General features: G+C 53.5%; 23 protein-coding genes. 16 read left to right on the forward strand and 7 right to left on the reverse strand.

The window, feature by feature from the left end:
- Positions 1-148: 148 nt before the first annotated feature.
- Complete coding sequence (zinT, locus tag ACMYSL_RS28415; protein ID WP_304254881.1) at positions 149-796, reverse strand: metal-binding protein ZinT; 648 nt, start codon at positions 794-796, stop codon at positions 149-151.
- Between the two features lie 151 nt (positions 797-947).
- Between zinT and ACMYSL_RS28420 the strand changes: the two genes are divergently transcribed.
- The 9 genes from ACMYSL_RS28420 (at position 948) to nagE (ending at position 12,424) form a co-directional block, all read left to right on the forward strand.
- Complete coding sequence (locus tag ACMYSL_RS28420; RefSeq protein ID WP_434660876.1) at positions 948-1,811, forward strand: helix-turn-helix transcriptional regulator; 864 nt, start codon at positions 948-950, stop codon at positions 1,809-1,811.
- 205 nt (positions 1,812-2,016) lie between these two features.
- Positions 2,017-2,679: a fructose-6-phosphate aldolase gene (gene fsa, locus ACMYSL_RS28425; RefSeq protein WP_112216360.1), complete on the forward strand. Its 663-nt coding sequence runs from the start codon at positions 2,017-2,019 to the stop codon at positions 2,677-2,679.
- 56 nt (positions 2,680-2,735) lie between these two features.
- The gene (gldA, locus tag ACMYSL_RS28430; RefSeq protein ID WP_110276170.1) at positions 2,736-3,839 is read left to right on the forward strand and encodes a bifunctional L-1,2-propanediol dehydrogenase/glycerol dehydrogenase; all 1,104 of its coding nucleotides are present in this window, start codon (positions 2,736-2,738) and stop codon (positions 3,837-3,839) included.
- A 136-nt stretch (positions 3,840-3,975) separates the two neighbouring features.
- Positions 3,976-4,725: a DeoR/GlpR family DNA-binding transcription regulator gene (locus ACMYSL_RS28435; RefSeq protein WP_112216359.1), complete on the forward strand. Its 750-nt coding sequence runs from the start codon at positions 3,976-3,978 to the stop codon at positions 4,723-4,725.
- A gap of 161 nt (positions 4,726-4,886) precedes the next feature.
- Complete coding sequence (locus ACMYSL_RS28440) at positions 4,887-7,310, forward strand: glycyl radical protein (protein WP_434660879.1); 2,424 nt, start codon at positions 4,887-4,889, stop codon at positions 7,308-7,310.
- Between the two features lie 12 nt (positions 7,311-7,322).
- Complete coding sequence (locus ACMYSL_RS28445; RefSeq protein ID WP_304254873.1) at positions 7,323-8,237, forward strand: glycyl-radical enzyme activating protein; 915 nt, start codon at positions 7,323-7,325, stop codon at positions 8,235-8,237.
- Between the two features lie 9 nt (positions 8,238-8,246).
- Positions 8,247-8,984 (forward strand): glucosamine-6-phosphate deaminase, encoded by a 738-nt coding sequence (nagB, locus tag ACMYSL_RS28450; protein WP_434660881.1) that lies wholly within the window; start codon positions 8,247-8,249, stop codon positions 8,982-8,984.
- Positions 8,985-8,993: 9 nt separating this feature from the next.
- Positions 8,994-10,136 (forward strand): N-acetylglucosamine-6-phosphate deacetylase, encoded by a 1,143-nt coding sequence (gene nagA / locus ACMYSL_RS28455; protein ID WP_434660882.1) that lies wholly within the window; start codon positions 8,994-8,996, stop codon positions 10,134-10,136.
- Between the two features lie 272 nt (positions 10,137-10,408).
- Positions 10,409-12,424: an N-acetylglucosamine-specific PTS transporter subunit IIBC gene (nagE, locus tag ACMYSL_RS28460; RefSeq protein WP_434660884.1), complete on the forward strand. Its 2,016-nt coding sequence runs from the start codon at positions 10,409-10,411 to the stop codon at positions 12,422-12,424.
- 163 nt (positions 12,425-12,587) lie between these two features.
- Here nagE and ACMYSL_RS28465 read toward each other — a convergent pair whose 3' ends face one another.
- Both ACMYSL_RS28465 and metF read right to left on the reverse strand, forming a co-directional pair.
- Complete coding sequence (locus ACMYSL_RS28465) at positions 12,588-13,493, reverse strand: DMT family transporter (protein ID WP_434660885.1); 906 nt, start codon at positions 13,491-13,493, stop codon at positions 12,588-12,590.
- Positions 13,494-13,629: 136 nt separating this feature from the next.
- A complete protein-coding gene (gene metF / locus ACMYSL_RS28470; protein WP_181484205.1) occupies positions 13,630-14,517 on the reverse strand; it encodes a methylenetetrahydrofolate reductase in 888 nt (295 codons plus the stop codon).
- Between the two features lie 76 nt (positions 14,518-14,593).
- On the opposite strand from metF, the gene ACMYSL_RS28475 reads away from it, so the two are divergent.
- From ACMYSL_RS28475 to malI, 3 genes are all read left to right on the forward strand, one after another.
- Entirely contained in the window at positions 14,594-15,031 is a 438-nt protein-coding gene (locus tag ACMYSL_RS28475; protein WP_434664336.1) for a hypothetical protein, read from the forward strand.
- The gene (locus ACMYSL_RS28480; RefSeq protein ID WP_112216352.1) at positions 14,913-16,412 is read left to right on the forward strand and encodes a PTS transporter subunit EIIC; all 1,500 of its coding nucleotides are present in this window, start codon (positions 14,913-14,915) and stop codon (positions 16,410-16,412) included. Before ACMYSL_RS28475 ends, ACMYSL_RS28480 begins: the two co-directional genes overlap by 119 nt.
- Before the next feature lie 91 nt (positions 16,413-16,503).
- Positions 16,504-17,514 carry a Mal regulon transcriptional regulator MalI gene (malI, locus tag ACMYSL_RS28485; RefSeq protein ID WP_110276161.1) on the forward strand — a complete coding sequence of 337 codons (1,011 nt, stop codon included), beginning with the start codon at positions 16,504-16,506 and terminating at the stop codon, positions 17,512-17,514.
- Between the two features lie 4 nt (positions 17,515-17,518).
- Here malI and ACMYSL_RS28490 read toward each other — a convergent pair whose 3' ends face one another.
- Complete coding sequence (locus tag ACMYSL_RS28490) at positions 17,519-18,427, reverse strand: LysR family transcriptional regulator (RefSeq protein WP_434660887.1); 909 nt, start codon at positions 18,425-18,427, stop codon at positions 17,519-17,521.
- A gap of 91 nt (positions 18,428-18,518) precedes the next feature.
- Between ACMYSL_RS28490 and ACMYSL_RS28495 the strand changes: the two genes are divergently transcribed.
- Positions 18,519-18,890, forward strand: coding sequence for a carboxymuconolactone decarboxylase family protein (locus ACMYSL_RS28495; protein WP_434660888.1), 372 nt, complete (start codon positions 18,519-18,521; stop codon positions 18,888-18,890).
- A 37-nt stretch (positions 18,891-18,927) separates the two neighbouring features.
- Here ACMYSL_RS28495 and ACMYSL_RS28500 read toward each other — a convergent pair whose 3' ends face one another.
- The gene (locus ACMYSL_RS28500; protein WP_434660889.1) at positions 18,928-20,484 is read right to left on the reverse strand and encodes a bifunctional metallophosphatase/5'-nucleotidase; all 1,557 of its coding nucleotides are present in this window, start codon (positions 20,482-20,484) and stop codon (positions 18,928-18,930) included.
- 136 nt (positions 20,485-20,620) lie between these two features.
- Here ACMYSL_RS28500 and ACMYSL_RS28505 point away from each other — a divergent pair, with 136 nt between their 5' ends.
- Positions 20,621-21,757: a cytoplasmic protein gene (locus ACMYSL_RS28505; protein WP_434660891.1), complete on the forward strand. Its 1,137-nt coding sequence runs from the start codon at positions 20,621-20,623 to the stop codon at positions 21,755-21,757.
- Here the strand turns inward: ACMYSL_RS28505 and ACMYSL_RS28510 are convergent.
- Together ACMYSL_RS28510 and metB are read right to left on the reverse strand one after the other, a co-directional pair.
- Positions 21,732-24,164 carry a bifunctional aspartate kinase/homoserine dehydrogenase II gene (locus ACMYSL_RS28510; RefSeq protein WP_182235504.1) on the reverse strand — a complete coding sequence of 811 codons (2,433 nt, stop codon included), beginning with the start codon at positions 24,162-24,164 and terminating at the stop codon, positions 21,732-21,734. The genes ACMYSL_RS28505 and ACMYSL_RS28510 overlap by 26 nt on opposite strands.
- 2 nt (positions 24,165-24,166) lie before the next feature.
- The gene (metB, locus tag ACMYSL_RS28515) at positions 24,167-25,327 is read right to left on the reverse strand and encodes a cystathionine gamma-synthase (protein WP_110276157.1); all 1,161 of its coding nucleotides are present in this window, start codon (positions 25,325-25,327) and stop codon (positions 24,167-24,169) included.
- A gap of 266 nt (positions 25,328-25,593) precedes the next feature.
- On the opposite strand from metB, the gene metJ reads away from it, so the two are divergent.
- Together metJ and ACMYSL_RS28525 are read left to right on the forward strand one after the other, a co-directional pair.
- Positions 25,594-25,911 (forward strand): met regulon transcriptional regulator MetJ, encoded by a 318-nt coding sequence (gene metJ / locus ACMYSL_RS28520; protein ID WP_004869405.1) that lies wholly within the window; start codon positions 25,594-25,596, stop codon positions 25,909-25,911.
- A gap of 188 nt (positions 25,912-26,099) precedes the next feature.
- Positions 26,100-26,708: a YiiX family permuted papain-like enzyme gene (locus tag ACMYSL_RS28525; RefSeq protein ID WP_434660893.1), complete on the forward strand. Its 609-nt coding sequence runs from the start codon at positions 26,100-26,102 to the stop codon at positions 26,706-26,708.
- Positions 26,709-26,714: the final 6 nt, after the last annotated feature.

Consider the following 26,714-nt stretch of genomic DNA (forward strand, 5'->3'; position numbering starts at 1 on the left):
TCCGGGCTACCAGCCCGCAGACGGTACTGAACTCGTAGATTTTGTAGGCCGGGTAAGGCGCTAGCCGCCACCCGGCAAAAATGCGAGCACCATAGCTAAAACAGATTTGTCATCAATCTCGTAGCTCCGTTTACCGGAGCTATTTTTATTAATGGTGCAGCATCTCGTCGACAATCTGCTCTTTATGCAGTGCATAAGGATAATAGGTTGGCCAGTTATCCATCTCTTTCAGCAGTGCCTCATGCGACTCATTACCCATAAAGATGTGGAAATGCTGAGACTTACGCGGCGCGATAGTGTGGTCGCTGAACTGAACAAATTTCGGCGCTTTTGAATCCGCCTGTGAGCATTCGAACAGGTAGCGCACGCCTTTCTTACCGGATGCGTAGGTCAGAATTTTATAGCCAGAATAGGTGTATTTGCAGGCATTGACGGTTTTCCCAACGTGAAACTCCATCACATTATCTTCGATACCAATCTGGTCCACATCGGTGGCATAGCCCTTCTTATAATATTCCCGATATTCGGCCACGCTTTTACCCGCTTTTTTAGCCTTCTGTTCGAGCACAGGATCCAAATCGCCGTTCAGCAGATAGGGGTTAACCGACTGCCAGATACCATCCCAATCGCTTAACGCTCTGTCTTTGACATCCTGATCGGCAAAAATACCTTCACTCGCCTTTTGCTCCGCCTCAGTTAATGCAGGCCCATGGCTATGGTGGCCGTGGGCAAAGGCCTGGCTACCCGCCAGTAACATGCTGATACCAAGCGCAAGGGCGGAAATCTTTTTGGTCATGACTCTCTCCTGAGTTAACGGCTGCAATAATATGTTACGATATAACATATCAATCAAATCTTACAATACCCTTCGCAGAAAATCCGCTCGGCTTTTCCCTCGGTCGATTTGTTAGGTATGATGAAAAGAGAGCGCGCTATGCGGAGCAAGAATGGATATCGACATCAATCAGGCCATTGATTCTTTTATTAAAGGCCCGGCAGTCATCGGGAAGGTCCGCTTTTCCACAGAAGGCAGGCCGGCTTCAGAGAAAGCCGTGAGCGTCGATTTTCCGCGCCTCGAAATCATGCTTGAGGGGCAGGTCCGCGATCCGGCGGTGAAGGCCGACCCAGCCCAGCTCACGCCACACGATGTGTTGTACATTCCTGCTGGCGGGTGGAATGACCCACAATGGCTGGTGCCCTCGACTCTGTTAACCATCTTATTTGGTAAGCAGCAGCTGGAATTCGTCCTGCGCAACTGGGACGGCAACGCGCTTAACGTGCTGGATAAACAGCAAGTTCCCCGCCGTGGCCCTCGAGTGGGATCTTTTCTGCTCCAGGCGCTCAATGAAATGCAAATGCAGCCGCAGGAGCAGCATACCGCGCGCTGTATTGTCATCAGCCTGCTCAGCCACTGTGCCGATCTGCTGGGGAGCCAGGTACAAACCTCCTCACGCAGCCAGGCGCTTTTCGAGGCCATTCGTAAATATATTGATGCCCATTTTGCCGATCCTTTAACCCGCGAGTCGGTGGCGCAGGAATTTTATCTCTCACCAAACTATCTTTCGCATCTGTTCCAGAAATGCGGACCAATGGGTTTTAATGAGTACCTGAATCACATCCGCCTGGAGCAGGCCAGAATGCTGCTAAAGGGCCATGATATGAAGGTCAAAGATGTCGCTCACGCCTGTGGTTTTGCCGACAGTAACTACTTTTGCCGCCTGTTTCGCAAGAACACCGAGCGCTCACCATCAGAGTATCGCCGCCAGTATCATAGCCAGCTCACGGAAAAAACATCGCCTGCAAAAAACTAGATTTTTGTGTGTTAAGCCTGACTTTTGTACGCTCTTTTTTGCTTAAATTTCCCTACAACACGGGATAAACGTGATCTAAATCACCCTTAATAGCAATGCGTACATTTATCCAGTATTTGGCAAATTTGTCATCTGGCGACCCTTCATGTGAAAGCCGTATTCTTACCTCAACGACACTATCGAATTAAGCATTGAGGAAAGTACTATGGAACTCTATCTGGACACCGCAAACGTAGCCGAAGTTGAACGCCTGGCACGTATCTACCCGCTGGCTGGCGTTACCACCAACCCAAGCATTATCGCCGCTGGCAAAGCCTCGGTTTGGGACGTACTACCGCGCTTGCAAAAAGCCGTCGGTCCGGAAGGTATTTTGTTCGCTCAGACTATGAGCCGCGACGCTCAGGGGATGGTTGAAGAAGCCAAACGTCTGAGCAACGCCGTTCCCGGCATCGTGGTCAAAATCCCGGTCACCGCTGAAGGCCTTGCCGCTATTAAGCTGCTGAAAAAAGAAGGTATCACTACCCTTGGTACCGCCGTCTACAGCGCCTCTCAGGGCCTGCTGGCCGCGCTGGCGGGTGCCAAATATGTTGCCCCTTACGTGAACCGCGTCGACGCCCAGGGCGGTGACGGCATTCGCACGGTGCAGGAGCTGCAATCCCTACTGGAAATGCACGCGCCGGAAAGCAAAGTGCTGGCCGCCAGCTTCAAAACCCCGCGTCAGGCGCTGGATTGCCTGTTAGCCGGTTGCGAAGCTATCACCCTTCCGTTAGATGTAGCGCAACAAATGCTCGGCACCCCTGCGGTAGAGTCAGCCATTGAGAAGTTTGAGCAGGACTGGAATAACGCTTTTGGAACTCTGAACCTGTAACCCGATCGGCGAGCCGCCCAGGGGGGTGGCATCACGGTCATCCAGGAGGAATAGAAATGGATCGCATTATTCAATCACCCGGTAAGTATATTCAGGGCGCAGACGCAATTGCTCGCCTTGGTGGGTACCTCAAACCGCTGGCTGAACGCTGGCTCATCGTTGGTGATAAATTCGTACTCGGCTTTGCCGAAGAAAAATTGCGTAAAAGCCTGGCAGATGCTGGCCTGGTTGCCGAAATCGCGCCGTTTGGCGGCGAATGCTCACATAATGAAATCAATAGGTTACGCGATATTGCGGGCTCAGCTCAGTGTACCGCCGTGCTGGGAATTGGCGGCGGTAAGACGCTGGACACCGCGAAAGCATTAGCACACTTTATGAATCTGCCGGTAGTTATTGCTCCGACGATTGCCTCTACCGATGCACCGTGTAGCGCACTCTCGGTTATCTATACCGATGACGGTGAATTTGATAGCTACCTGATGCTGCCGCGTAACCCGAATATGGTCATTGTCGATACGCAAATCGTTGCCGGAGCTCCGGCACGCCTGCTGGCTGCAGGCATCGGCGACGCGCTGGCAACGTGGTTTGAAGCCCGTGCCTGCTCCCGTAGCGGCGCAACCACCATGGCGGGCGGCAAATGTACCCAGGCGGCGCTGGCGCTGGCCGAACTGTGCTACAACACGCTGATTGAAGAAGGTGAAAAAGCGATGCTGGCGGCGGAGCAGCACGTCGTCACTCCGGCGCTGGAACGCGTCGTTGAAGCCAATACCTACCTGAGCGGCGTTGGCTTTGAAAGCGGCGGCCTGGCGGCAGCACACGCTATTCACAACGGTCTTACCGCTATTCCGGACGCTCACCACTACTATCACGGTGAGAAAGTGGCTTTCGGCACGCTCACGCAGTTGGTACTGGAAAACGCCCCAGTGGAAGAGATCGAAACCGTGGCGGCGCTGTGCCACAGCGTTGGGTTGCCTATCACCCTGGCGCAGCTGGACATTAAAGCCGATATCCCAGGCAAAATGCGTACAGTGGCGCAAGCTGCCTGTGCAGAAGGCGAAACCATCCACAATATGCCTGGTGGTGCGACGCCGGATCAGGTCTATGCGGCTCTGCTGGTCGCCGACCAGTACGGTCAACGCTTCCTGCAAGAGTGGGAATAACCTCCTGCCCACACCCGCTTCCGGCGGGTGTGTTCTTTTATGTTCTTTCTCCGCCCCATTGCCAGCCAAAACGATGTGTTTTATAGTGCGATTTTCCTCTGGGTGAGTCGTAAATATGCAATCATCAGATCGAAGAATGAGCATTTATGCCATTCTGCAACAGGACAAAAAAGTCGTCGTTAATGAGCTTGCCGAGAAATTCGGCGTCACCAAAATGACCATCCGCCGCGACCTCTCTTTCTTTGAAAAACAAGGCATTGTCAAAACAACCTACGGCGGAGCCTATCTCACCAGCGGCGCCAGCGTAGAGCCCAGCTTTCAGCTGAAATCGATACAAATGGTTGATGATAAGCATCTGATTGGCCAAAAAGCTGCCGAACTGGTCGAAGATGGCGACACGATTATTATAGACTGCGGGACCACGCCGCTGGCCCTCGCTCAGTTTATTTTCGATAAAAAAATCATGGTGATAACCAACTCCGTTCCGGTAGTTAATCTGCTGAAGGGGCGAAAAAACATTAAGCTGATCGTGGCGCCCGGCGAGTATGAAGACGATACCCAGGGGATGATCTCTTTTAGCACCGCTGACTTCTATAGCAATATCCACGCCGACAAGGTCTTCCTCAGTACCCAGGGCATTAACGAACTGGGTGAATTAACGGTCCCCAAAATGACCGATGCCCATGTAAAACAAGCGCTGATGCGGGCCGGACGGCAAAAGATCCTGCTGGCTGATAAAAGTAAATTCGGTCAAACCTTCCTCGCAGGCCACGCCCGTCTGGCAGACCTTGATCTCGTTATCAGCCAAACTGGCCTCCCTGCCGACATCCTCACGCAACTTAATAAACAAAACGTAGAACTTCTGCTGGCTGATAGCAGCCTCTGACTTTCAGACGTCTGACAACAGGCGTCTGTGTTTTTTCACATCCCCAGAATGTTCTTTTAGTATCCTTTAAAGGACAAAGAAACAAAAAAGATCATTTTTAAGTTGACAAAAACACACCTCAAGCGTGGAATAGGGATACCCACTCCAGAATTGAGGTCTTTATGAACGGATTACTAAGCTTCAAACCCACCAACAACGATTGTGATTTCGATCGTATCGCCAAAAAGCAAGATCAGATGTTCCACCGCGTAGCAACCATTTGCCCGGAACGTGCTGAGATCATCACCGAATCCTTTAAACGTTCCGAAGGCAAATCGATTGTCATTCGCCGGGCGTTGGCGATGGCCGATATTCTGGAAAAAATGACCATCTATATCGAGCCGGACATGCTGATTGTCGGCAACCAGGCAAGCGCGAACTTCGCCGCGCCGGTGTTCCCGGAATACTCATTCAACTGGGTGATTGACGAGCTGGACGAGTTCGACAAACGCTCTGGCGACAGCTTCCAGGTTGCCGAAGAGACCAAAGCGCGTCTACGCGTACTGCAAGATTACTGGCAGGGGAAAACTCACCAGGATGAAGTGCTGACCAATCTGCCTCAGATGAACCGCCTGGCGGAAAAACAGGGCGTGCTGCACCGCGGCGGCATCAGTATGTCCGGCGACGGTCACATCATTCCTAACCATGACTTCGTGCTGGAAGTCGGCTACGGCGGCATGCGCGATATCGCAAAACAGCACTTGGCCGAAGACAAAGACCTGACGGAAGAGCAGACCGATTTCTACCAGGCCGTCATCATCACCATGGATGCGGCGTTGAATTACTGCAAACGTTTCTCGCTGCTGGCAAAAGAAGAAGCCGCACAAACCGCCGACGCTAAACGTCGCGATGAGCTGCTGGCGATGAGCGAAATGTTCGCTCACCTGATGGAAGGCAAAGCGCAGAATTTCTACGAAGCTGTCGAAACTGTCTATCTGACTCACCTGCTGATGATGATCGAAAGTAACGGTCACTCCTTCTCCTTTGGTCGCTTTGACCAGTACGTCTGGCCGTTCTACGAAGCCGATATCAACTCCGGCAAAATCAGCAAAGAGAAGGCGCTGGAGATCCTGACCCACTTCTTCATCATGACCAACAGCCTGAACAAAGTTCGCCCATGGGGTCACACCCAGTACAGCGGCGGCTACCCGCTCTACTCCAACCTGATGGTTGGCGGCATGAAGCCGGACGGTACCGACGGCACCAACGACCTTTCTTATTTATCGCTGGAAGCCATGGCATTGACCGGCCTGCCGGAGCCAAACCTGAGCGTACGCTTCTCCAAAGATACTCCGCACTCACTGATGCAGGATTCAGCAAAACTGATCCGTAAAGGCTTCGGTATGCCGTCCATCTTCTGTGACGAAGTGGTTATCCCGGCGATGATGACCCTCGGTCTGAGCGAAGAAGTCGCGCGTGAATATGCCTCAATGGGCTGCGTGGAAACCGCCATTCCGGGCCGCTGGGGCCACCGCGCCACCGGTATGACCTACGTCAACTTCGGCAAAATCCTTGAGCTGGTGATGAACAACGGCTGCGATCCAGCAACCGGCGTACAACTGGTTAAAATAAACGGCAAAGAAGGCCGCGAGATTAACTACGAGTCATACGACGAAGTGTGGGCCGCGTGGAACCAGTTGCTGGAGTTCTACTCCGACCTGGCAGTGGACTGTGACCTGGTCTGCGACCGTGCGCTGAAATATCACGATGCCGACGCCTTTGCCTCTGCGACCATCAACTGTTCGCTGGAGCGCGGTAAAACGTTGAAAAACGGCGGCGCAGAGTATGACTTCGTCAGCTCCTCCAACATCGGTCCTTCCGTGGTAGGCGACAGCCTGGCCGCCGTGAGAAAACTGGTCTTTGATGACAAAGTTCTGACGCTCAAACAACTGCGCGACGCCATGGACTGCAACTTTGAAGGCATCGAAGGAGCCCGCGTGCGTAAGCTGTGCCGCAACGCGCCGAAGTTTGGTAACGATATCGACTACGTTGACTACATCGTCGCTGACGTATTCGAGTCCTATCTGAAGCTGCTGCCAAAATACAAAACCGACCGTTATGGCAAAGGTCCGAAGGGCTGTGGATACACCATGTCCACCTCCAACATCACCTCTTACGTACCGAATGGTTTTGACGTTGGCGCGACCCCGGATGGCCGTCTGGCAACCCTGCCTCTGAACGAGGGCGCATCACCGTGCCTTGGTGCAGATAAAGAAGGCCCGACGGCGGTGATCAACTCCGTGGCGAAGCTGCCAAACCAGAAAATCGCTGGCGGCCAGTTGCTGAACATGAAATTCACGCCGAGCGCGCTGGAAGGTGACGACAACCTGGAGAAATTCACCCACTTCATGGAAGCCAGCCGCGAGAAGAATATCTTCCACAACCAGTTCAACATCATCGACTCGAATATTCTGCGCGCCGCCAAAGAGCACCCGGAAGATTATCCGAACCTGATGGTCCGCGTGGCTGGTTACTGCGCCCTGTTCTCGACGCTGATGCCGGAAGCGCAGGACGCGATTATTGCCCGTACAGAACTGGCATGGTAAGTGTGAGGTAACATGAAGACTGGCCTGATTTCCCGTATTCAACGCTACTCGACCAAGGATGGTCCGGGGATACGAACGACCGTGTTTATGCAGCAATGTAATTTACGCTGCCAGTGGTGTGCGAATCCGGAAACCATCAGGCCAGGTTTTAACGTTTTCTGGTTTAAAGAGCGATGCCGCCAGTGCGGCACCTGCACTCAGGCCGCAGTCAATAACACCATCACCATGGCGAAGCCGGGTAATGGCGTGAATATCGACCGGAAAAACTGCACCAACCTGCTGGATATGGTCGATATGTGCCCCTATGACGGTTACGAAAAGGTGGGAAAAGAGATGACTTCCCGCGAGCTGGCCGATCTGCTGCTGCGCGATAAGTCGTTTTACGATTCCAGCCACGGCGGCGTGACCTTTTCCGGCGGCGAACCGGCGCTACAAGCTGAGTTCGTCAGGGAAACCGCCCTGCTGTTAAAAGAAGCTGGCGTACATGTTTGCCTTGATACCGCAGGGCATATCCGTTGGGAGAAATTACGCCCGCTGATTGAAACGGTCGATTTGGTCTCTTACGACTTTAAAGCCTTTAATCCCGAAACCCATCTTGCCTGCACCGGCGTAGATAATCGCCTGATCCTTGAAAATGCCAAAGCAATCGCGGCAATGGGCACACCGATGCTTGCCCGTATGGTCATTGTTCCAACGCGCAATGATGACCCGGAAGATATTCGTAAACGCCTCGATTTTATCCGCAAGCTTGGCAGTGCCGTGCTGCAGGTCGATATTCTGGAATATCACATCTACGGAGTCGGAAAGTATCAAAAACTTGGCATGCCTTATCTTCTTAACAATATTCCGGCCTGCCAGCGAGAAATGACGGAACAAATAAAACATTACGCCGAAGAGATTGGCCTGAAAGCCACCATAGGCGGATAAAGGATGAACATGTTGAAATTTATTATTACCGAAACCTACAAAGAAATGAGTGAACTGACGGCTGAACGGATTGCGAATGCGCTAACCAAAAAGCCGGATTTAGTTATGGCGCTGCCTACCGGAGGAACCCCCGTTGGTCTTCTGGAAGAGATGAGTCGAATGGCAAAAAGCGGCGAGGCTGATTTTTCCAGCGCCAAATCATTTAATATTGATGAATATATTCCGCTGAAAAAAGATGACCCGCAGAGCTATTATTGGTTTCTCAATCACTATTTTTATCAGCATGCGAATATTTCCATTGAAAACACCTTTGTCCCGGATATTCTGGCCGATGATTTAACCGCCGAATGCGTGCGTTACGAACAAACCATCCAGGCGCACGGCGATTTTGATATCACTATTCTCGGCATTGGTCATGATGGGCATATTGGCTTTAACGAACCTCACGCTACCCACAGCCCGGTCTGCCACATTATTGATCTTAATGAAGAAACTATCGAAGCCAATGCGCGTTTCTTCTCACGTAAAGAAGATGTTCCACAACAGGCGATTACCCTCGGGATGGGGACTATCCTGAGAAGTAAAGAGATTGTCCTGATTGCTAACGGAAAATCGAAGGCGGCGGTGATGAAACAGCTTCACGACTGCACCCGCATCGACCCGTTATTCCCTGCATCATTCTTACTGATGCATCCTGACGTCACCATTATTTGCGACCGCGAGGCGGCGTCGCTTATCAACGCGTAAGGTGGGCATATGAAAATCCAGAGTAAACGCGTCTGGCTGGCCGGTGGATTCTATCCGGCGCAGTTAACGCTGGAAAATGGCCTGATCAGCGACATTACGCTGGGGCTGAGCGCAAATGCCGATCGCGACTATGGTTCCCTACGCATCATACCGGGCCTTATCGATACCCACGCCCACGGAGCCTGGAACTACGATACTAACGAAAACGACCCCGAAGGGCTGCGGCGCTGGACATCGCGTCTGCCGGAAGAGGGCGTTACCGCATTTTGCCCCACTACGGTCACCGATGAAGACACAACCTTACTGGCCGCGCTGGAAAATATCGCCCGCGTGATGGATGAAGGTTACCAGGGCGCGGAAATTCTTGGCATCCACCTGGAAGGGCCGTTTCTTAGCCAGCTATATCGCGGCGCGCAGCCGGAAAAGCAGATTCGCCCGGCCAGCGTCAGCGAGTTTCAGGCTTTTGAACGTGCCGCCCACGGGCGCATTATCGCCATCAGCCTCGCGCCGGAAGAAGACGCCGGATTTGCCCTAACGCGCTACTGCGCGCAAAAAGGGATCGTGGTCAATATGGGCCATTCGGATGCCTCCTTTGAGCAGGCGGTGGAAGCCGTTGCCAATGGCGCAAAAAATGTGACCCACGTGTTTAACGGAATGGCGAAATATGTCAACCGCGAGCCCGGCCTGTTAGGCGCCGCGTTGCGCCTTGACGGCCTGTACGGAGAAGTGATTGCTGACGGCATTTTTGTCAGCCTGGTCTCCGCTTCCCATCTGTATCGCATAAAAAATGATGATGACGTCATTATGATCAGCGATTCAATGAAAGCAAAAGGTTGTCCACCCGGTCGCTATATGTTCGGCGGAGAGCCGATGATTTTATGTGAAGATGGCGCAACGCGACGTGAAAACGGCGTGCTGGTCGGCAGCACGTTAAAACTTAATCGCGGCCTTTATAATATGGTCGAAGGCGCGATGGTACCTTTTGGCGCGGCATTAAAATCCTGCACGCTTAATCCAGCCCGACTTTTAGGGTTAGATAATCATAAAGGTAAATTACAGCGCGGTTTTGATGCCGACATCGTCGTATTAGAAGATGATTACCAGGTTAATACAACTTATTGCAAAGGAGTCATCGCCTATTCCGTAAATTAAGAATAGCTTTACCTTCCTGGCATCACATAATTAAGCGGTTATTGAAAAATAACCGCTAATTTCTTATTGCCAAAATTTAATTAAAAATTAATCCGTTAAAGGATTTAATAAAATGCGACAGAGCTAACATTAAGCCTTGATAAATTCCCTTAAAAATAAAACCACAAAAATAATATGGTTATTAATACCGTAATACCCATCGCCGGGTCAGTCAGTATACATGTCCTATTGGTCATACTGGCTTCAGGATTTTTATTTCTAAGGGAACAACTATGAATATATTGGGTTATCTCCAGAAGGTTGGCCGCGCGCTAATGGTGCCGGTCGCCACATTGCCCGCCGCAGCGATTTTAATGGGTATCGGGTATTGGATTGATCCCAATGGTTGGGGAAGTTCTAACGCCCTTGCGGCGTTATGCATTCAATCCGGGGCCGCCATTATCGATAATATGGGCGTACTTTTTGCGGTAGGTGTCGCTTATGGTATGTCAAAAGATAAAGACGGTGCGGCTGCGCTGGCGGGTTTCGTTGGTTTTCTCGTCTTAACCACGCTGTGTTCACCGGCCGCCGTCGCCATGATCCAGAAGATTCCGGCGGATCAGGTGCCTGCCGCCTTCGGTAAGATTAAAAACCAGTTTATCGGCATTATGGTTGGTATCATCGCCGCCGAACTTTATAACCGCTTCAGCAGCGTCGAACTGCCAAAAGCGCTCTCCTTCTTCAGCGGCCGCCGACTGGTGCCCATCGTCACCTCCTTCGCCATGATCGTCGTAGCCTTTGCCCTGATGTTTATCTGGCCGGTGGTATTTAGCGGTCTGGTGAGCTTTGGCGAGCATATCCAGAAACTTGGATCGGTCGGTGCCGGGATCTATGCCTTCTTCAACCGCCTGCTGATTCCGGTCGGTTTACACCACGCGCTCAACTCGGTGTTTTGGTTTGATGTCGCTGGAATTAACGATATTCCCAACTTCCTCGGCGGCGCGCAGTCGCTTGCCTCAGGCAAAGCGGTACTCGGTATCACTGGCCGATACCAGGCAGGTTTCTTCCCCATTATGATGTTCGGCCTGCCGGGCGCAGCATTAGCGATTTATCAGTGCGCACGGGCGGAAAACAAAGCCAAAGTGCTGGGTATTATGATGGCCGGTGCCTTTGCCGCCTTCTTTACCGGCATCACCGAACCGCTGGAATTTTCCTTCATGTTCGTTGCGCCGGTGCTGTACCTTATCCACGCGGTCCTGACCGGACTCTCAGTGTTTATCGCTGCCAGCATGCACTGGATTGCCGGTTTTGGCTTTAGCGCTGGTTTGGTCGATATGGTGCTCGCCTCCCGCAACCCGCTAGCCACGCAATGGTATCTGCTGATCCCAACGGGTCTGGTGTTCTTTGTTATCTACTACCTGGTCTTCCGCTTCACCATCATCAAATTTAACCTGATGACGCCGGGCCGCGAACTGGCTGTAGACGGGAGTTGCGCCGATGGCGAAGACCTGAATATTAGCGCAAACAAAGAGCAAAGCGCCGCAGCGCTGGCCCGCCAGTATATTGCGGCTATCGGCGGGTCAGATAACCTGACCAACATTGATGCCTGCATCACTCGCCTGCGTTTAGGCGTTAAAGACGCCGCTCTGGTGAACGACGCGCTGGCAAGACGTTTAGGTGCCAGCGGCGTAATTCGTCTGAACAACACCAATGTGCAGATTATCGTCGGATTTGTAGCAGAGAAAATCGCCAATGAGATGAAAACCACCGGTCACGTCGACGCAGCAGAAGCTCTGCCGGTCGCCGCGGCACCTACCGCATCCAAACCACGTACGACAACAGCCACCACGGTTATCGCCGAACTGCTCTCCCCGGTCAGCGGCGAAGTTGTCGCCTTAGAACAGGTGCCAGACGAAGCTTTTGCCAGCAAAGCGGTCGGTGACGGTATCGCTATCAGACCGACCAGCCCTATCGTAGTCTCTCCTGCTGCGGGTACGATCGTCAAAATCTTCAATACCAATCACGCGTTCTGCCTTGAAACCGAAAAGGGTGCGGAGATTGTAGTTCACATGGGACTGGATACCGTCGCGCTGGATGGTCAGGGCTTTAAGCGGTTAATTGAGGAAGGCGCAGAAGTCGTCGCAGGACAACCCATCCTTGAGATGGATCTCGAGTTTCTCAATGCGAATGTGCGTTCGATGATTAGCCCGGTGGTGTGTAGCAACGTTGAAGACTTCGCCTGTCTGGAAATCAAGGCACAAGGCCAGGTTATTGCCGGGCAAACGTTGCTCTATGAGATTAAGGGATAAACTTACAGACAAACTTGGTTTAGATAGGGTGCCGTATTCTTGTCGGGTGGCGGCTGACGCCTTACCCGACCTACAAAACCATCAATATCATCAGGTTATGCACTCCCCGTATGCCCGGTAAGGCGCTAGCCGCCACCGGGCAATTTCTGAGACGCACACTTTGTTAGCAATCTGAGACACTCTGTACCTGAGCTTCGCGTTTTTTCAGGCTAATAATGGTCAGCGCCAGCACGATAAGCACGATACCTGCGCCCTCCACCAGACCCGGGTTTTCCCCTAACAGCCACCAGGAAAAAAGTACACCGCAGACCGGCACCGCCAGGGTGCTCAACCCCGCGACGCTGGCGGGCAAATTACGCAATACAAACAGCCATAGACACCAGGCCAGCGCTGTCGCCAGAATGGCGCTATATCCCAACGCCCAAAACACGCCGGGTTGCCAGTCAATGCTGCGCTGCGGCACCAGCCACGCCACCGCGCTCATCACCAGCGCGCCATACAGCATCTGCCAGGTCGTCAACGCCAGCAAATCAACATGCGGATAGCGGACATACATCCGCTTTACCACAATCGCACTGGCTCCCCAGCTCATCCCGGAGAGGATCGCCAGTAGCGCGCTTTTCATCGATGAAAAATCAAGTTGCCACGGTTGCAGCACCAGCAATAAACCGCATGCCGCCACCCCAATCGCAGCATACTGCAACCGCCGCATGCGCTCGCCTAAAAACAGCGCCGCCATAATCACCACCCAAAACGGCATGGTATAGCTCAGAATTGCGACCTTCCCGGCCCCACCGCTGACCAGCGCCCACTGCGCCAGCCCCACCATACCGCAGGTCTGCAACAGGGCAATCGCCAGCGTATAGCCAAACGGTGTTGGCCGCATCCCACGCCCGCGCAGGAACAAAACGATAAGCAGCAAAGCGGCACCCAAAATACAGCGTAGCGCGGTGAAATCGAACGCGCCGATATAGAGCGTCACCTGCTTCATCGCAATCCAGCTGTAGCTCCAGATAAGCGTCAGAATAATCAGGCCGCCGAAGGCCCGCAGGCTGCTGTTCCCTGCCATAGTTATCATCTATCCGTTATGAAGATTTTGCGGGCACTATACTCGCTTTACTGACGGGGCGATAAACCAAAAGCGGCGACGAAGGGTGTTTTCGTCGCCGCAGAGCAGAGAAAGCGGGGATAAATCTAAATCTTACTTACGCCGGGCGCACGCCCAGGGTGTGGCAAATCGCGTAGCTCATTTCCGCGCGGTTCAGCGTATAGAAGTGGAAATCCTTGACCCCTTCGCGGCTTAAAATCTTCACCATGTCCATGGCGATGTTCGCGCCCACCAGCTGACGGGTTTCGGCGTCATTGTCCAGACCTTCGAACATTTTCGACATCCACGTCGGGATCCGCACGTTGGTCATATCGGCAAACTTTTTCGCCTGTTTAAAGTTCGAGACCGGCAGAATGCCCGGGATAATTTCCACGTCAATTCCCGCAGAGACGCAGCGGTCGCGAAAACGCAGATAGCTTTCGACATCAAAGAAGAACTGGGTGATCGCGCGGTTTGCACCCGCATCCACTTTACGTTTCAGGTTGAGCAGGTCAGCCTGGGCGCTTTTGGCTTCCGGGTGGACTTCCGGATAGGCCGCAACGGAAATATCAAAGTCACCCACCTCTTTTAGCAAAGTGACCAGATCGGCCGCGTACATATCCGGCTTACCGCTGCCCGGCGGCAGGTCGCCACGCAGAGCAACGATATGGCGGATTCCGCTATCCCAGTAATCCTGGGCAATGGCGCGCAGCTCATCGCGGCTGGCATCAATACAGGTCAGATGCGGCGCGGCTTCCAGACCAGTACGATCCTTAATGCCTTTGATAATACTATGGGTACGGTCACGTTCACCGGAATTAGCGCCGTAGGTAACGGAGACAAACTTCGGCTTCAGGCTGCTCAGGCGATCGATGGATTTCCACAGGGTTTGCTCCATTTCACTGGTGCGCGGCGGAAAGAATTCAAAGGACACATTAATCTGACCCTGCACTTCCGCCAGGCTCTGATTCAGGGCTTCCCGCTGATTGGCGTGAAAAAAGCTCATACCTTACCTCATCAATCGCATTTTATTGTTTGTTGTGTTCGCGAACTTCTATACGTTTAGACGTCCAGATGTAAAAATGACGGAAAAGAGCGCAGGCGTCAATAGAAAAATCTGCGTAAAGAGTGAGGAATATTCAGGCAAGTTGAAAAAAGCTCATCTGTTTTCGAGCCGCTTTACCTGCTCCTGTCAACCGGCAGCAGCAAACTCTCAGCAAATTAGGATTTTTTATCCGCACAATTTTGAAGCACTTCAAATAATCACAATTTCCCCCGATCCGATGATGAAAATGAGGTTGCGATGTAATCTGCCTTGTCCCACGATAAGTAGAACGTTCTACTACAACGTTCTACTTAATAAAAATAACGCAACATTGCGTCTTCATCGGGGGAATCAGCATGGGTCTGATATCAGGGTTCATAAAGTCATTATCAAAATTGTCGATGATTGGCCGGGCATTAATGCTGCCAATTTCACTTCTGCCCGCGGCGGGCTTACTGCTGGCTTTCGGCGATAAATTCCATTTACCGCTGATGATGAACGCAGGCGGGGTCATCTTTGATAACCTCCCGATGCTGTTCGCTATCGGTTCTGCGGTTGGTCTGGCATCGGAATCCGGTATCGCCGCGCTTTCCGCCGCCGTTTCCGTTTTCGTCACCAATATCACCATCGGTACCGTGCTGAGCATTACGCCGGAGATGGCGTCCCAGGGCGGAAAATATGCCATGGTCGTCGGCATCCCCACGCTGCAAATGGGGGTCTTTGGCGGGTTAATTTGCGGCATCCTTGCCGCCTGGTGCTACAACCGCTTCCACTCATTGCAGCTGCCTGAGTTCCTGGGTTTCTTTTCCGGCAAACGTTTTGTGGCAATCGCCACCGCCTTCCTGTCATTTATCCTCGGCCTGCTGCTGCCGTATATCTGGGAGCATATCCAGTCGGGCATCGATGCATTATCGGTAGTCATCAACGGCGATAACCAGGCGGCGTCGACCTTTATTTTTGGTCTTGTTGAACGTGCGCTCATCCCGCTCGGCCTGCACCATATCTGGTATCCCTCTTTCTGGTACTCTTTCGGCGACTTTACGACCCAGAGCGGCCAAATGATCCACGGCGACCAGACCATCTGGTTCAAAATGCTGGAAGAAGGCGTGAAATCGTTCAGTTCCGATAGCTATCAAAATGCGGGTAAATTCATGCAGGGCGAATTCCCGCTGATGCTGTTCGCGCTGCCGGCAGCCTGCCTGGCGATGTATCATGAAGCGCATACCAAAAATAAGAAAATCGCGGCCGGTATTCTCTTTTCCGCCGCCCTGACCTGCTTCCTGACAGGTATTACCGAACCGGTTGAATTCACCTTTATTTTCGTCGCACCGATTTTGTATGTGTTCAACGCCATCATGGCGGGTCTGTCCTATATGGCCATGTACCTGCTGCACGCACATATCGCCAAATCTTTTTCTGCCGGACTTATCGACTACATCTCCTTTGGCATCCTGCCATCGTTGAATGGCTACCAGACCAACTTCCTGAGCGCAGTGTTTGTTGGCGTGCCGATGGCGCTGATTTATTATTTCACCTTCCGTTTCGTCATCCGTCGTTTTGATGTTAAAACACCGGGCAGAACTGAAGTGACCGTGACCGCTGATGACAAAACCGATGCCGAACTGGCAACGGAGATCATCAACCTGCTCGGCGGCGCGAAAAATATTGATTCTGTCGGTTCCTGCATCACCCGACTTCGCCTGGAAGTTGCCCAGCGAGACGCTGTCGATAAAGATGGCCTGAATGGAATTGGCGCACGCGGGGTGGTATTTGTCGGCGATAATGGCATCCAGGTTATTTTTGGTGCCAGAGCGCAATTTATCGCACAAACCATGTCGGGGATGATTGGCAAATAATCAGAAGGTGTTATGGTGTGGAAGATCGCCCGTCCCTGGCAGGCGATCTTCTTCTATCTGACTGTCATAAAAGAGTTTTCAGGGAGAGATTTTGAAGAAAGTCAGCATCATTGATGTCGCTAAAATGGCGGGGGTTTCCGTTTCGACGGTATCGTTAGTACTGCGTCAGAAAGGGAAAATCTCCGAAGCCACCATTGAAAAAGTCAATGCTGTTATCAACGAACTGGGCTACGTCCATAACGTTGCCGCTGCGAACCTGCGCTCGAATACCTCCAATCTTATCGGCCTGATATTGCGCGATTTCAGCGACAGCTTTTCTATCAAAGTCATGGCCAGCATCGTGCAGGAGCTGGAAACTCAGGGTTATATGGTTTTCCTCGGCCAGCCGCGCGACGATAGTGAATATCTCGAACGTTGCTTACTCTCTTTCAAACAGCAGGGCGTCGCAGGGGTAATTTATCTGGCCTCCGACTCCGCGACCTTGCCCACCCCGCTGCTTCAGTACCCGCTTCCGCTGGTTATCGTGTCACAGACGCCGCTGGCAGAAAGTTGCAATCAGGTTGTTCGCGATAACCGCCAGGCGGCGAGCCTTGCCACGCGCTATTTGATCGAACGCGGGCACCGTTACATTGCCTATATTGGCGGTCAGGAAAACGATCTCATCCGCCAGCAGCGCCTGTTGGGTTTTCGCTCCGTGCTGGACAAGTACGACATGACGATGCGCGACGAATTCATGCCGGCATGCAGTAACGATACCCAGGCCGCCAGCGTTGCCACGCGCCAACTGCTCGAGAAAAACAACGCCATCACCGCGTTGCTCTGCCACTCCCCGGACGCCATGATCGGCTGCCTCAGCGGGATTAACCAGGTGGGGCGAACCGTCGGTAAAGATGTATTCCTTACCCAACAGGTTGCGCTGGTCGGCTTTGAAGACATGATGCACGTGAATTTGACCTCACCCTCCTTTACTTACGTCTCTTCGGCTAGCGAAGAAACCGGGCGTCAGGCGGCAACCCTGATAACGCGGAAGATCAAAGAGCCAACGCTGCAAACGCAGAGCATCACGCTTTCCGGGCAACTGGTGGCGAGAGAATCCGCCTGACGCGCTAGCGAGCCGCCAGGCAGTTATCCAGCAGAGGAAGCCATTTTTGAACGGATTCATGATTGTGCGGGGCGTAAATGACGCCGAGACCCAGCGGCATCCGCTCTCCTTCATGCAGTTGGCAAAAAACCACGCCCTGACGCTGAATAGCAGAAAATGACGCCGGCAGCAGGATCATCCCCTCGCCACGCGCAATACGCGCCAGCAGGACATCATGCTCTGCTGGTTCCTCCACGTAGCCCGGCGTATAGCCTGCGCGGTCAAAAATGCGCCGCGTATAGTCAAAAAAGTCAGGATTACGCTCACGCTTAAACCAAAACAGCGGTCGATGATTAAGCGCGTTTAACGTGAGATTTGCCCGTTCGGACTCTGGCCAGGATACAGGTAACGCCGCAATGAGCGGTTCGCGATACGGCAAAGGATGCAGACTCAGCCCTTCGGTATTCAGCGGCAGCGCCACCAGCGCCGCATCAAGCTTGCCTTTTCGCACCCGTTGGGCCAGGGCCGGTGATGATTGCCGGGTGATATGCAAAGCGCTCGAATAATCACTCAGTGCGGACTCTACTGCGGCAAAAATACCTTGCTCAAAGGCCGTCGTTAGCCCCAGACGCAGGGGCTGATGCGAATATTCAGAGAGCTGGCCCAGCGCGACCAGAGTGCGGTCCTGAAGATCCAGCAGCGGCTGAATAATATCCAGCACCCGCCGCCCCTCATCGGTAAGAATCAGGCCTTTGGTGTGACGCAAAAACAACGTCACCCCCAGCTGCGTTTCCAGATGGCGGATATGACGGCTTAGCGGCGGCTGCGAAATAAATAGCCGCTGCGCCGCCCGACTGATGTTGTTCTCCTGTGCGACGACGGCAAAGTAGCGCAGCAGGCGAATATCCAGAGTGTATAAGCGTGAATTTGTCATACTGAAAAGGTATCACGAAAAGGGTATTACTCAAGCCCGGCGAACTTCCCTAATCTTGCTCACAACGCATAATCACCATGAGGAAAAAGTTATGACCAGCGTTCGTTTTACCACCGGACTTGAGATGCTGCAGCGCGTGGATGGCAAAGGCGGCGATGCCGTCGTCAACAGCCTGAAAGATATCGCCCCCGATTTTGCCCGCTATCTGATCGAGTTTCCCTTCGGCGACATTTACGCCAGGCCGGGGCTTGATTTACGTAGCCGGGAAATCGCCACCATCGCCGCACTAACGGCCCTAGGCAATGCCGCACCGCAGCTAAAAGTGCATATCGCTGCCGGATTAAATGTCGGCCTGACGCAAGAAGAAATCACGGAAGTCATTATGCAGATGGCAGTCTATGCCGGGTTCCCGGCAGCCCTGAATGGCCTGTTTGCCGCCAAAGAGGTTTTCGCAACGCACTGATCGTTTCAGGCCGGGCTAACTGCCCGGCCTGAGGTTCTTATTTCTTCACATCGACGATGCGCATCCCGTTAAGCTGTTCATCTGTTATCTTATTTCCGGCGTTGAAGTAATCCACGACCGCATTCGAAACGTAGTAGCCGCCGAAAGTGTTACGCGCCTGCCCTTGGGTAAACGCAGCAAATCCATCGCCACCATCGGCAAGGAAGCTATTGGTAGCAATATGATAAACCGCCGCATCCTCAACCGGTTTGCCGTTTAACATGAATGATACAACGCGCTGACCCACTGGTTTGCTGCTGTCGTAGTGCATTTCCAGACCTTTAGAGACCTGCAGTACGCCGTTGCTCAGCCCTGCACCGTGCTCCATCAGGCTACGCAGTTGCTTCCCGGTCAGATTCATTGTCACCAGTTCATTAGGGAATGGGAAGGTGCTGATAACGGCCCCCATACTTACCGCCCCGGCAGGAATTTCATTACGAATACCACCCGAGTTAGTTAACGCCAACTGCGTCTCCTTACCTGCCGCCTGCATCAATGCATCTGCGGCAAGATTGCCCAGCGGCGAAGAGACGCCATAAGCACGGGTCAGTTCGACGGGTGACTGAGTAATAACTTGCTGCACCACCTGATCCAGTTTCTTATTCCAGCCATCAATGACCTGCTTCGTCTGCGGGTCGGGCTGCCACTCATCGGCATAAATGGTTTTCAGCTCGAAGCTCTTCACCGCGAACTGATGCGGCTTCTCCTGATAATCCAGCACCAGCTTACCGACGTCGATGCCGCCGCTATCGGTGGAGAGGATCAGCGTATTGCCGACCTTGATCGGCTCTGGCGTCCCCACATGAGCGTGGCCGGTAATCAAAACGTCCAGCCCTTTTACCTGACCTGCGGTCTGAATATCTTTATCCAGCGCACGACGCACATCGGTGCCACCCTGGCTCGACTGACGCGCCGGAACGCCTTCATGAATCAGCGCAACGGTCAGATCCACTTTTCCCTTAAGTTCATCGATATAGTGTTGCAACCATTTAATCTCATCGCGCGCTTCAATACCGACCCGCGTCGCGGCGGACACCGTATCATCAAAGGCAAAAACGCCGTGCAGGCCAATCACGCCGATTTTCACGCCATCTTTTTCGATAATGGTATACGGTTTATCCCAGAACGATTTTTGACTGTTTTGATAAAAAATATTGCCCTGCACAATCGGGAATTTGGCCTGGCTAAGTTGTAAAAGCGTATTGTCCCAGCCGTGATCGAATTCATGATTACCGATGGTTGCCGCATCATAGGGCATGGTATTCATAATATCGATAATCGCTTTGCCTTTGGTCAGGCTGCTGATATAGGGGCCGGTAAAATAATCTCCAGCATCAAAAAACCAGGTCGCGCTATTTTTTGCTTTTTCTTGTTTCACCATCGTCGTGATATTCGCCCAACCGCCAATATCCCGTTTACCGTCTGCAATCCACGGCACTTTATAGGGTTCAACATGGGCATGAAGGTCGTTGGTATAAATAATGGTGACATCTTTGGCGCATGCCCAGAAAGGCAAAGTCAGCAGGATGGCGGCGCTAATTGTTTTTAATTTCATCGGAGTTCCTTTCAGAAGTAAAGAACCGCTAAGTTACGTTCTGAAAGACTTTTTTATGTGAGTGCTCTCACATCTCAATACCACACGAGCACGGCAGAATTAACGACCTGTAAAAATCGTTGGTATTCGCCTGCAAATGGATCATCTTTTTACCATTAACGCCTGCAAAACGTTCGGCTGCCGCAACTTGGGGCTGGCGAATTCCGCTGACTACCATTATCCGGACTATCGGCTGGGCTATCCGGCACTCTGCTGCGAAGCTTGCGGCAGCTACCCGCCTTTATTTAATGATGCGGAATTCGGATTCTGGTTATCGGCTTATTTGACGGCGTATGCCCATGAGCGCGGCCTTTTCTGCCCGGTTTGTTACCAGCGGGATATTATTCGCTACGGCTATAACCCGCGCGGGACGCAGCGCCTCCAGTGCCGTTGCTGCGAAAAAGTCTGGACGCCGAAGCATCAAGCGTTGAGCCCAATAAAACCACCGGAACAAATTTGCAGCACTCCTTTAGTGGTCCCTTTTCAGGGAAATCACGCTGGGGAAAATCTCTATATTCTTTTAAGTTTCGATGCGCGTCGCGGCAACGTTTTACATCTTTCCAGCAATTTCACCCCTCACCCGGTAGGCACATCGTTGCATTATCGGTGGCGGGGCATAAAAGAGCCTCATGATGTCGGCGGAGATATCGCTAACCGTATCACCATGAAAGAGAATATCTTTTTACGCCGCAGTCAGTTCGATGAAATACAGTATGGCAGCGCGTTATCTAAACGTAATTGCCGCGGCGCGATGCTACGCCCGGTCATCGCCGCGCACGGCCACTTTAAGCTGCTCAGCCGCCTGTTCCCCGAAGTCAAAACACACATAATCGCCCATGAGTGTTTTCTTCGCGGTGCGGTCATTACCGCCTGGGCGCGGCAGTTTCGTCAGCAGCAAAGTGAGCTCTGGTATGTGGAGGAGGAGATAACAAGTGACGATGGCGTTGAGCCATGGCAGCTACAAGGAAAAACCTGGCATGGTTGGTGGCAAAATCAGTGGCAGCTTTGGCAGCAAGGGGAAAATCGAAAGATGGTTTGCTCTCTGGCTCATTCCCGGAGAGAAAAGCAAACGATACCCGCGCTGACGGCCAGCCGACGTTTCACGAAATGGCTGGAAAAGAGACCAGAATTCACGCAAAGCGCCCTGTTTTCCGCAGGGCGGGTGACGCAAATACTGGTCTCACTGGCTCAGAAGTATAACGCGGCGCTTACAGCAGCTGCGCCAGACGATTAATATCGGACTGAATCGCCCCAGCGGTCACATCACGACCGGCGCCTGGCCCACGGATCACCAGCGGGTTATCGCGATACCAGCGGCTCTCGATAGCAAAGACGTTATCGCACGGCAGCAGCGCCGCCAGCGGATGCTCTTCGCGCACCGCTTCAACGCCGACACGGGCTTTACCATTAGCGTCGAAACGCGCGACATAACGCAGCACCAGGCCCATTTCACGAGCCGCTTCCAGACGCTGTAGCATCTGCTCGTTCAGCTCTTCGCCATTCTCAAAGAAGTGATCGACGGAGCCCTCTTCGCAGTGGGCTGGCACCAGCGACTCCACGCGCACCTGATCCGGCTCGATGTTGTAACCGGCTTCACGCGCCAGGATCACCAGCTTACGCATCACGTCTTTCCCTGAAAGGTCCACGCGCGGATCGGGCTCGGTCAGCCCCTGCTGCCAGGCCTGATCGACAAGATCGGTGAACGGCACGGTGCCGTCAAATTGCAGGAACAACCACGAAAGCGTGCCGGAGAAAATGCCGCTCAGCGCCAGGATATTATCGCCGCTATCAATCAGATCGCGCACCGTGTGGTTGACCGGCAGTCCGGCACCGACGGTGGCGTTGTACAACCAATGACGGCCCGTTTTCTCGAACGCGTCATGAATCTGCCGATATTTACTGCTGCTACTGGCACCCGCCAGCTTATTGGCGCTAATAACGTGGAAGCCATGGCTGGCGAAATCGAGGTACTGATCGGCCAGTTGCTCGCTGGCGGTCACGTCCAGCACCACTAAATCATCGTACGGATGCGCACGCATCCACAGGAACAGCGACTCTTCATCCTGTTCAACGGCCTCATCATTAAAGAAAGCCAGCGCGCGACTGGCGTCCAGACCTTCATAATTGAGCAAGCTGCGGCGGCTATCCACTACCCCGGCGAGAATAAACTCGAAACCGGTGCGAGCGGAGAGCGTAGTCTGCTCGCGGGCAAACAGCTCCAGCCAGCGGGAACCGATATTGCCTTTACCAAACAGCACCAGACCAATGCGCTTTTCCGCGCGGAACAGCGACTGATGCAGGCCCTGAATCAGGCTTTCGGTTGGTCCGGCGCGCAGCACCGCGACCAGGCTGATGCCCTCTTCAGATTGCCAGGTAAACTCCACTGGCTGGCCTTTGAGCTGCTGCCAGAAACGGTGGCAGTGCAGCGGATTACGGGTCACGCCAGCACCAACCATCGCCACCAGCGCCAGCTTCTGGCGCAGGCGCAGTTCGCCCGGCAACCCCGCTTCATCGAGCAGTTTCAGCGCGCTGTCGGCCACTTCAGAGGTGTAGCAGAACTGCAGCAGCTTACGGTCGGCGTGCACACCCACCGCCAGCGGGCGCAGCTGGGCGCGTTTTAAAATCGCATCCAGATCTTTATGCGCCAATTTGAAATCCTGACCACCGGGCACCTGAAACTCAATCAGGCAGACATCATCATGACTGGTGACAATCCGCGCCCCGGTGCCGGAAGCCAGCACGCGTTCGATACGCGTAGAGCCTTGATCCGGCGTATAGCTACAGCGTAATTGCAAATCGATATCGCTGCCGGATACCGGCTGTAATGTACGGGCATGCAGTACCGGGGCCGCCAGACGGGCCAGTTCGCTGGCCTCATCAAGGCGCAGCAGCGGCAGCAGGCAGGCATCTTTCACCTTACGCGGGTCAGCGCTGTAGACCCCGGCCACGTCGCTCCAGATAGTGACGCGAGTCGCCCCGGCCAGCGCGCCGATTTGGGTAGCGGAGTAGTCGGATCCGTTACGCCCCAGCAGCACGGTTTCCCCGGCGTTGTTACGCGAGATAAAGCCGGTCACCACCAGACGTTTGTTCGGATGCTGCGCCATCAGCTGCTGTAAAAGCGGATAAGATAAACCTTCATCCACCTGCGGCTGCGCGGAGCGTTCGGCGCGTAAGAAACTGCGCGCGTCCAGCCATGCGGCTTCCACGCCGAGATGATTCAGCACCGCCGCCATCAGGCGAGCCGACCAGACTTCGCCATGGCCGACGACTTCGGCATATACCGCGTCCGTCACGCCGCTATCAAGCAGCCCGGCCAGGCGCTCAAGATCGTGAATAAACGTGGCGATCAGCGCGTCGGCAGCGTCTGCCGACAGCAGCCCGGAAATCAGCTCCGTCTGGTAACGACGAAGCGACTGTTGCACTTGATGCGCAGAGAGACGATCGGTTTGGCTGAGCTTCAGCCAGCTGATCAACTGGTTGGTGGTACTGCCGGCGGCGGACACGACCATCATATCGCCCGCCTGCGAATACTCCGTCATGATCCCCGCGACGCGCAGGTAACATTTCGCATCCGCTAAACTACTCCCACCAAATTTGTGCAGTTGACGACCCTTCGCCCCTGCCTGCGCAATCACACTCATGTTTATTCCTCGTTTGCTGCCCGGAAGCCATTTTCCAGGTCGGCAATTAAATCTTCACCATCTTCAATACCGGTCGAAATACGCAGAAGCGTTTCTGAGATCCCCGCCGCCGCACGCGCCTCAGGCGCCATGCCCGCGTGGGTCATCGTCGCCGCATGGGAAATCAGACTTTCTACGCCACCCAGCGATTCCGCCAGTGTAAACAGCGATAATCCGCTCAGGAAACGACGCAGCGTCTGCTCATCGCCATCCAGCTCGAAGCTTAGCATCGCGCCAAAACCTTTTTGCTGACGCGCCGCAATCTCATGCCCCTGGTTTTCCGGCAAGGACGGATGGTACAGTTTTTTCACCAGCGGTTGGGTTTGCAGATAATCGACAATCGCCTGCGCATTGCGCTGCGCCACTTCCATACGCGGAGAGAGCGTACGTAAACCGCGCAGCAGCAGGTAGCTATCAAATGCGCCGCCGGTGACGCCGATATTATTCGCCCACCATGCCAGTTCGGTGACAATCGCCGGATCTTTAGCGATAACCACCCCGGCCACCACATCAGAGTGGCCGTTCAAATATTTGGTGCATGAATGCAACACCAGATCGGCACCCAGCGCCAGCGGATTCTGCAATGCCGGGCTCAGGAAGGTGTTATCCACTACGCTTACCGCGCCAGCCTCACGCGCCAGCCCGCAGATTTTCGCAATATCCACAACTCTCAGCAATGGATTACTTGGGCTTTCGACCAGAACCAGCTTGGGTTTTTCCGCCAGCGCGGCGCTCAACGCCTGCTCGTCATTCTGATCGACAAACAGCACGCGGTAACAACCCCGTTTCGCCAGGCTATCAAACAGACGATAGCTGCCGCCGTAGCAGTCGTGCGGCGCCACCAGCACATCGCCTGGTTTCAGGAATACCGTGGTGACCAGCAGAATCGCCGACATCCCGGTATTGGTGAGAACCGCCCCCGCGCCGCCCTCTAGTTCTGCCAGCGCACGCTGCACCACATCACGGGTCGGGTTACCGCGACGAGAATAGTCGTGAGCGCGAGGTTCGTTAAATCCGGTGAAGTTATAGGTGCTGGAGAGGTGAATCGGCGGGACAACGCAACCGTACTGCTCGTCGTCATTTAAACCGCTACGCACTGCGATGGTGGCCTGTTTACGCGTCATGTTGGGGAGTTCCTGGCTGAATCGGTGAAAAGTCAGGCTTCAGAGTAAACATAGTTATAATAGACGTCAATACATCTGGACATCTAAACTTCTTTGCGTATAGATTGAGCAAATAGGAAATAGCCGTTAAAATTATATGCATTAGCGCACATCCGTAGCGGCTTGTTTGGTGCCAGACGCGCCCCTCTACGGTAAACTACGCGCAATTATGGCCTGAACTCGCGTTCCTGGCCCTTAACTAATGAATAGAGGATTAAAGGTAACTCATGGCTGAATGGAGCGGCGAATATATCAGCCCATACGCTGAGCACGGTAAGAAGAGTGAACAAGTAAAGAAAATTACGGTTTCCATTCCTCTGAAGGTGTTAAAAATCCTCACCGATGAACGCACGCGTCGTCAGGTGAATAACCTGCGTCACGCCACCAACAGCGAACTGCTGTGTGAAGCGTTCCTGCATGCCTTTACCGGTCAGCCGCTGCCTAACGATGAAGACCTGCGTAAAGAGCGCAGCGATGAAATCCCGGAAGCGGCGAAACAGATTATGCGTGAAATGGGTATCGACCCGGATACGTGGGAATACTAAATCACTGAGAGCGGCCAGGGAAACCAGCCGCTCTTTTTAGTTGTATTTACCCTAAATAATTCGAGTTGCAAGAAGGCGGCGACGCAGGGAATCCCCTGGAGCTTACTGAAGTAAGTGACTGGGGTGAGCGAGGAAAGCCAACGCACATGCAACTTGAAGTATGACGGGTATAACAAGGATGTTATGCCATGAAGTATTGTGTTCTGGCGCTTAGCCTGGCGTTGACCTTCTCCGCGCATGCCTGGGAACCGCAGACTGGCGATATCGTTTTTCAAATCTCCCGGTCATCACAAAGCAAAGCTATCCAGCTGGCGACTCATTCCGATTACAGCCACACCGGCATGGTCGTGATTCGCAATAAAAAACCCTATGTCTTTGAAGCCGTTGGGCCGGTGGTTTACACGCCGCTGCAAAAGTGGGTCGCGCAGGGTGAGGACGGCAAATACGTCGTCCGACGCGTGCGCGGTGGGCTTACCGCTACGCAGCAAAAACAGCTGGCGCAAACGGCAAAGCACTACCTCGGTCAACCTTACGATCTCTTCTTCTCATGGAGCGACGAGCGTCAGTACTGCTCCGAGGTCGTGTGGAAGGTGTATCACCGCGCCCTGGCGCTACAGGTGGGTAAACTGCAAAAGCTGAGTGAGTTCGATCTCAGCTCCCCGGCCGTTCGCGCCAAACTCAAAGAGCGTTATGGTCAGCATATCCCGCTGAACGAAACCGTGATCTCGCCGCAGGCGGTATTTGACGCCCCGCAGCTGGAAACCGTAGAAAAAAACTGGCCGCTGTTCTCCTGGTAACCGATC

Origin of the sequence: Klebsiella sp. MISC125, from assembly GCF_051131775.1 — a bacterium.
In the GTDB taxonomy this organism is placed as follows: Bacteria; Pseudomonadota; Gammaproteobacteria; order Enterobacterales; family Enterobacteriaceae; genus Klebsiella.

Coding starts and splice junctions, on each gene's coding strand:
- zinT (WP_304254881.1), bottom strand. CDS start 796: ATGACCAAAAAGATTTCCGCCCTTGCGCTTGGTATCAGCATGTTACTG.
- ACMYSL_RS28420 (WP_434660876.1), top strand. CDS start 948: ATGGATATCGACATCAATCAGGCCATTGATTCTTTTATTAAAGGCCCG.
- fsa (WP_112216360.1), top strand. CDS start 2,017: ATGGAACTCTATCTGGACACCGCAAACGTAGCCGAAGTTGAACGCCTG.
- gldA (WP_110276170.1), top strand. CDS start 2,736: ATGGATCGCATTATTCAATCACCCGGTAAGTATATTCAGGGCGCAGAC.
- ACMYSL_RS28435 (WP_112216359.1), top strand. CDS start 3,976: ATGAGCATTTATGCCATTCTGCAACAGGACAAAAAAGTCGTCGTTAAT.
- ACMYSL_RS28440 (WP_434660879.1), top strand. CDS start 4,887: ATGAACGGATTACTAAGCTTCAAACCCACCAACAACGATTGTGATTTC.
- ACMYSL_RS28445 (WP_304254873.1), top strand. CDS start 7,323: ATGAAGACTGGCCTGATTTCCCGTATTCAACGCTACTCGACCAAGGAT.
- nagB (WP_434660881.1), top strand. CDS start 8,247: ATGTTGAAATTTATTATTACCGAAACCTACAAAGAAATGAGTGAACTG.
- nagA (WP_434660882.1), top strand. CDS start 8,994: ATGAAAATCCAGAGTAAACGCGTCTGGCTGGCCGGTGGATTCTATCCG.
- nagE (WP_434660884.1), top strand. CDS start 10,409: ATGAATATATTGGGTTATCTCCAGAAGGTTGGCCGCGCGCTAATGGTG.
- ACMYSL_RS28465 (WP_434660885.1), bottom strand. CDS start 13,493: ATGGCAGGGAACAGCAGCCTGCGGGCCTTCGGCGGCCTGATTATTCTG.
- metF (WP_181484205.1), bottom strand. CDS start 14,517: ATGAGCTTTTTTCACGCCAATCAGCGGGAAGCCCTGAATCAGAGCCTG.
- ACMYSL_RS28475 (WP_434664336.1), top strand. CDS start 14,594: ATGACGGAAAAGAGCGCAGGCGTCAATAGAAAAATCTGCGTAAAGAGT.
- ACMYSL_RS28480 (WP_112216352.1), top strand. CDS start 14,913: ATGGGTCTGATATCAGGGTTCATAAAGTCATTATCAAAATTGTCGATG.
- ACMYSL_RS28490 (WP_434660887.1), bottom strand. CDS start 18,427: ATGACAAATTCACGCTTATACACTCTGGATATTCGCCTGCTGCGCTAC.
- ACMYSL_RS28495 (WP_434660888.1), top strand. CDS start 18,519: ATGACCAGCGTTCGTTTTACCACCGGACTTGAGATGCTGCAGCGCGTG.
- ACMYSL_RS28500 (WP_434660889.1), bottom strand. CDS start 20,484: ATGAAATTAAAAACAATTAGCGCCGCCATCCTGCTGACTTTGCCTTTC.
- ACMYSL_RS28505 (WP_434660891.1), top strand. CDS start 20,621: ATGGATCATCTTTTTACCATTAACGCCTGCAAAACGTTCGGCTGCCGC.
- ACMYSL_RS28510 (WP_182235504.1), bottom strand. CDS start 24,164: ATGAGTGTGATTGCGCAGGCAGGGGCGAAGGGTCGTCAACTGCACAAA.
- metB (WP_110276157.1), bottom strand. CDS start 25,327: ATGACGCGTAAACAGGCCACCATCGCAGTGCGTAGCGGTTTAAATGAC.
- metJ (WP_004869405.1), top strand. CDS start 25,594: ATGGCTGAATGGAGCGGCGAATATATCAGCCCATACGCTGAGCACGGT.
- ACMYSL_RS28525 (WP_434660893.1), top strand. CDS start 26,100: ATGAAGTATTGTGTTCTGGCGCTTAGCCTGGCGTTGACCTTCTCCGCG.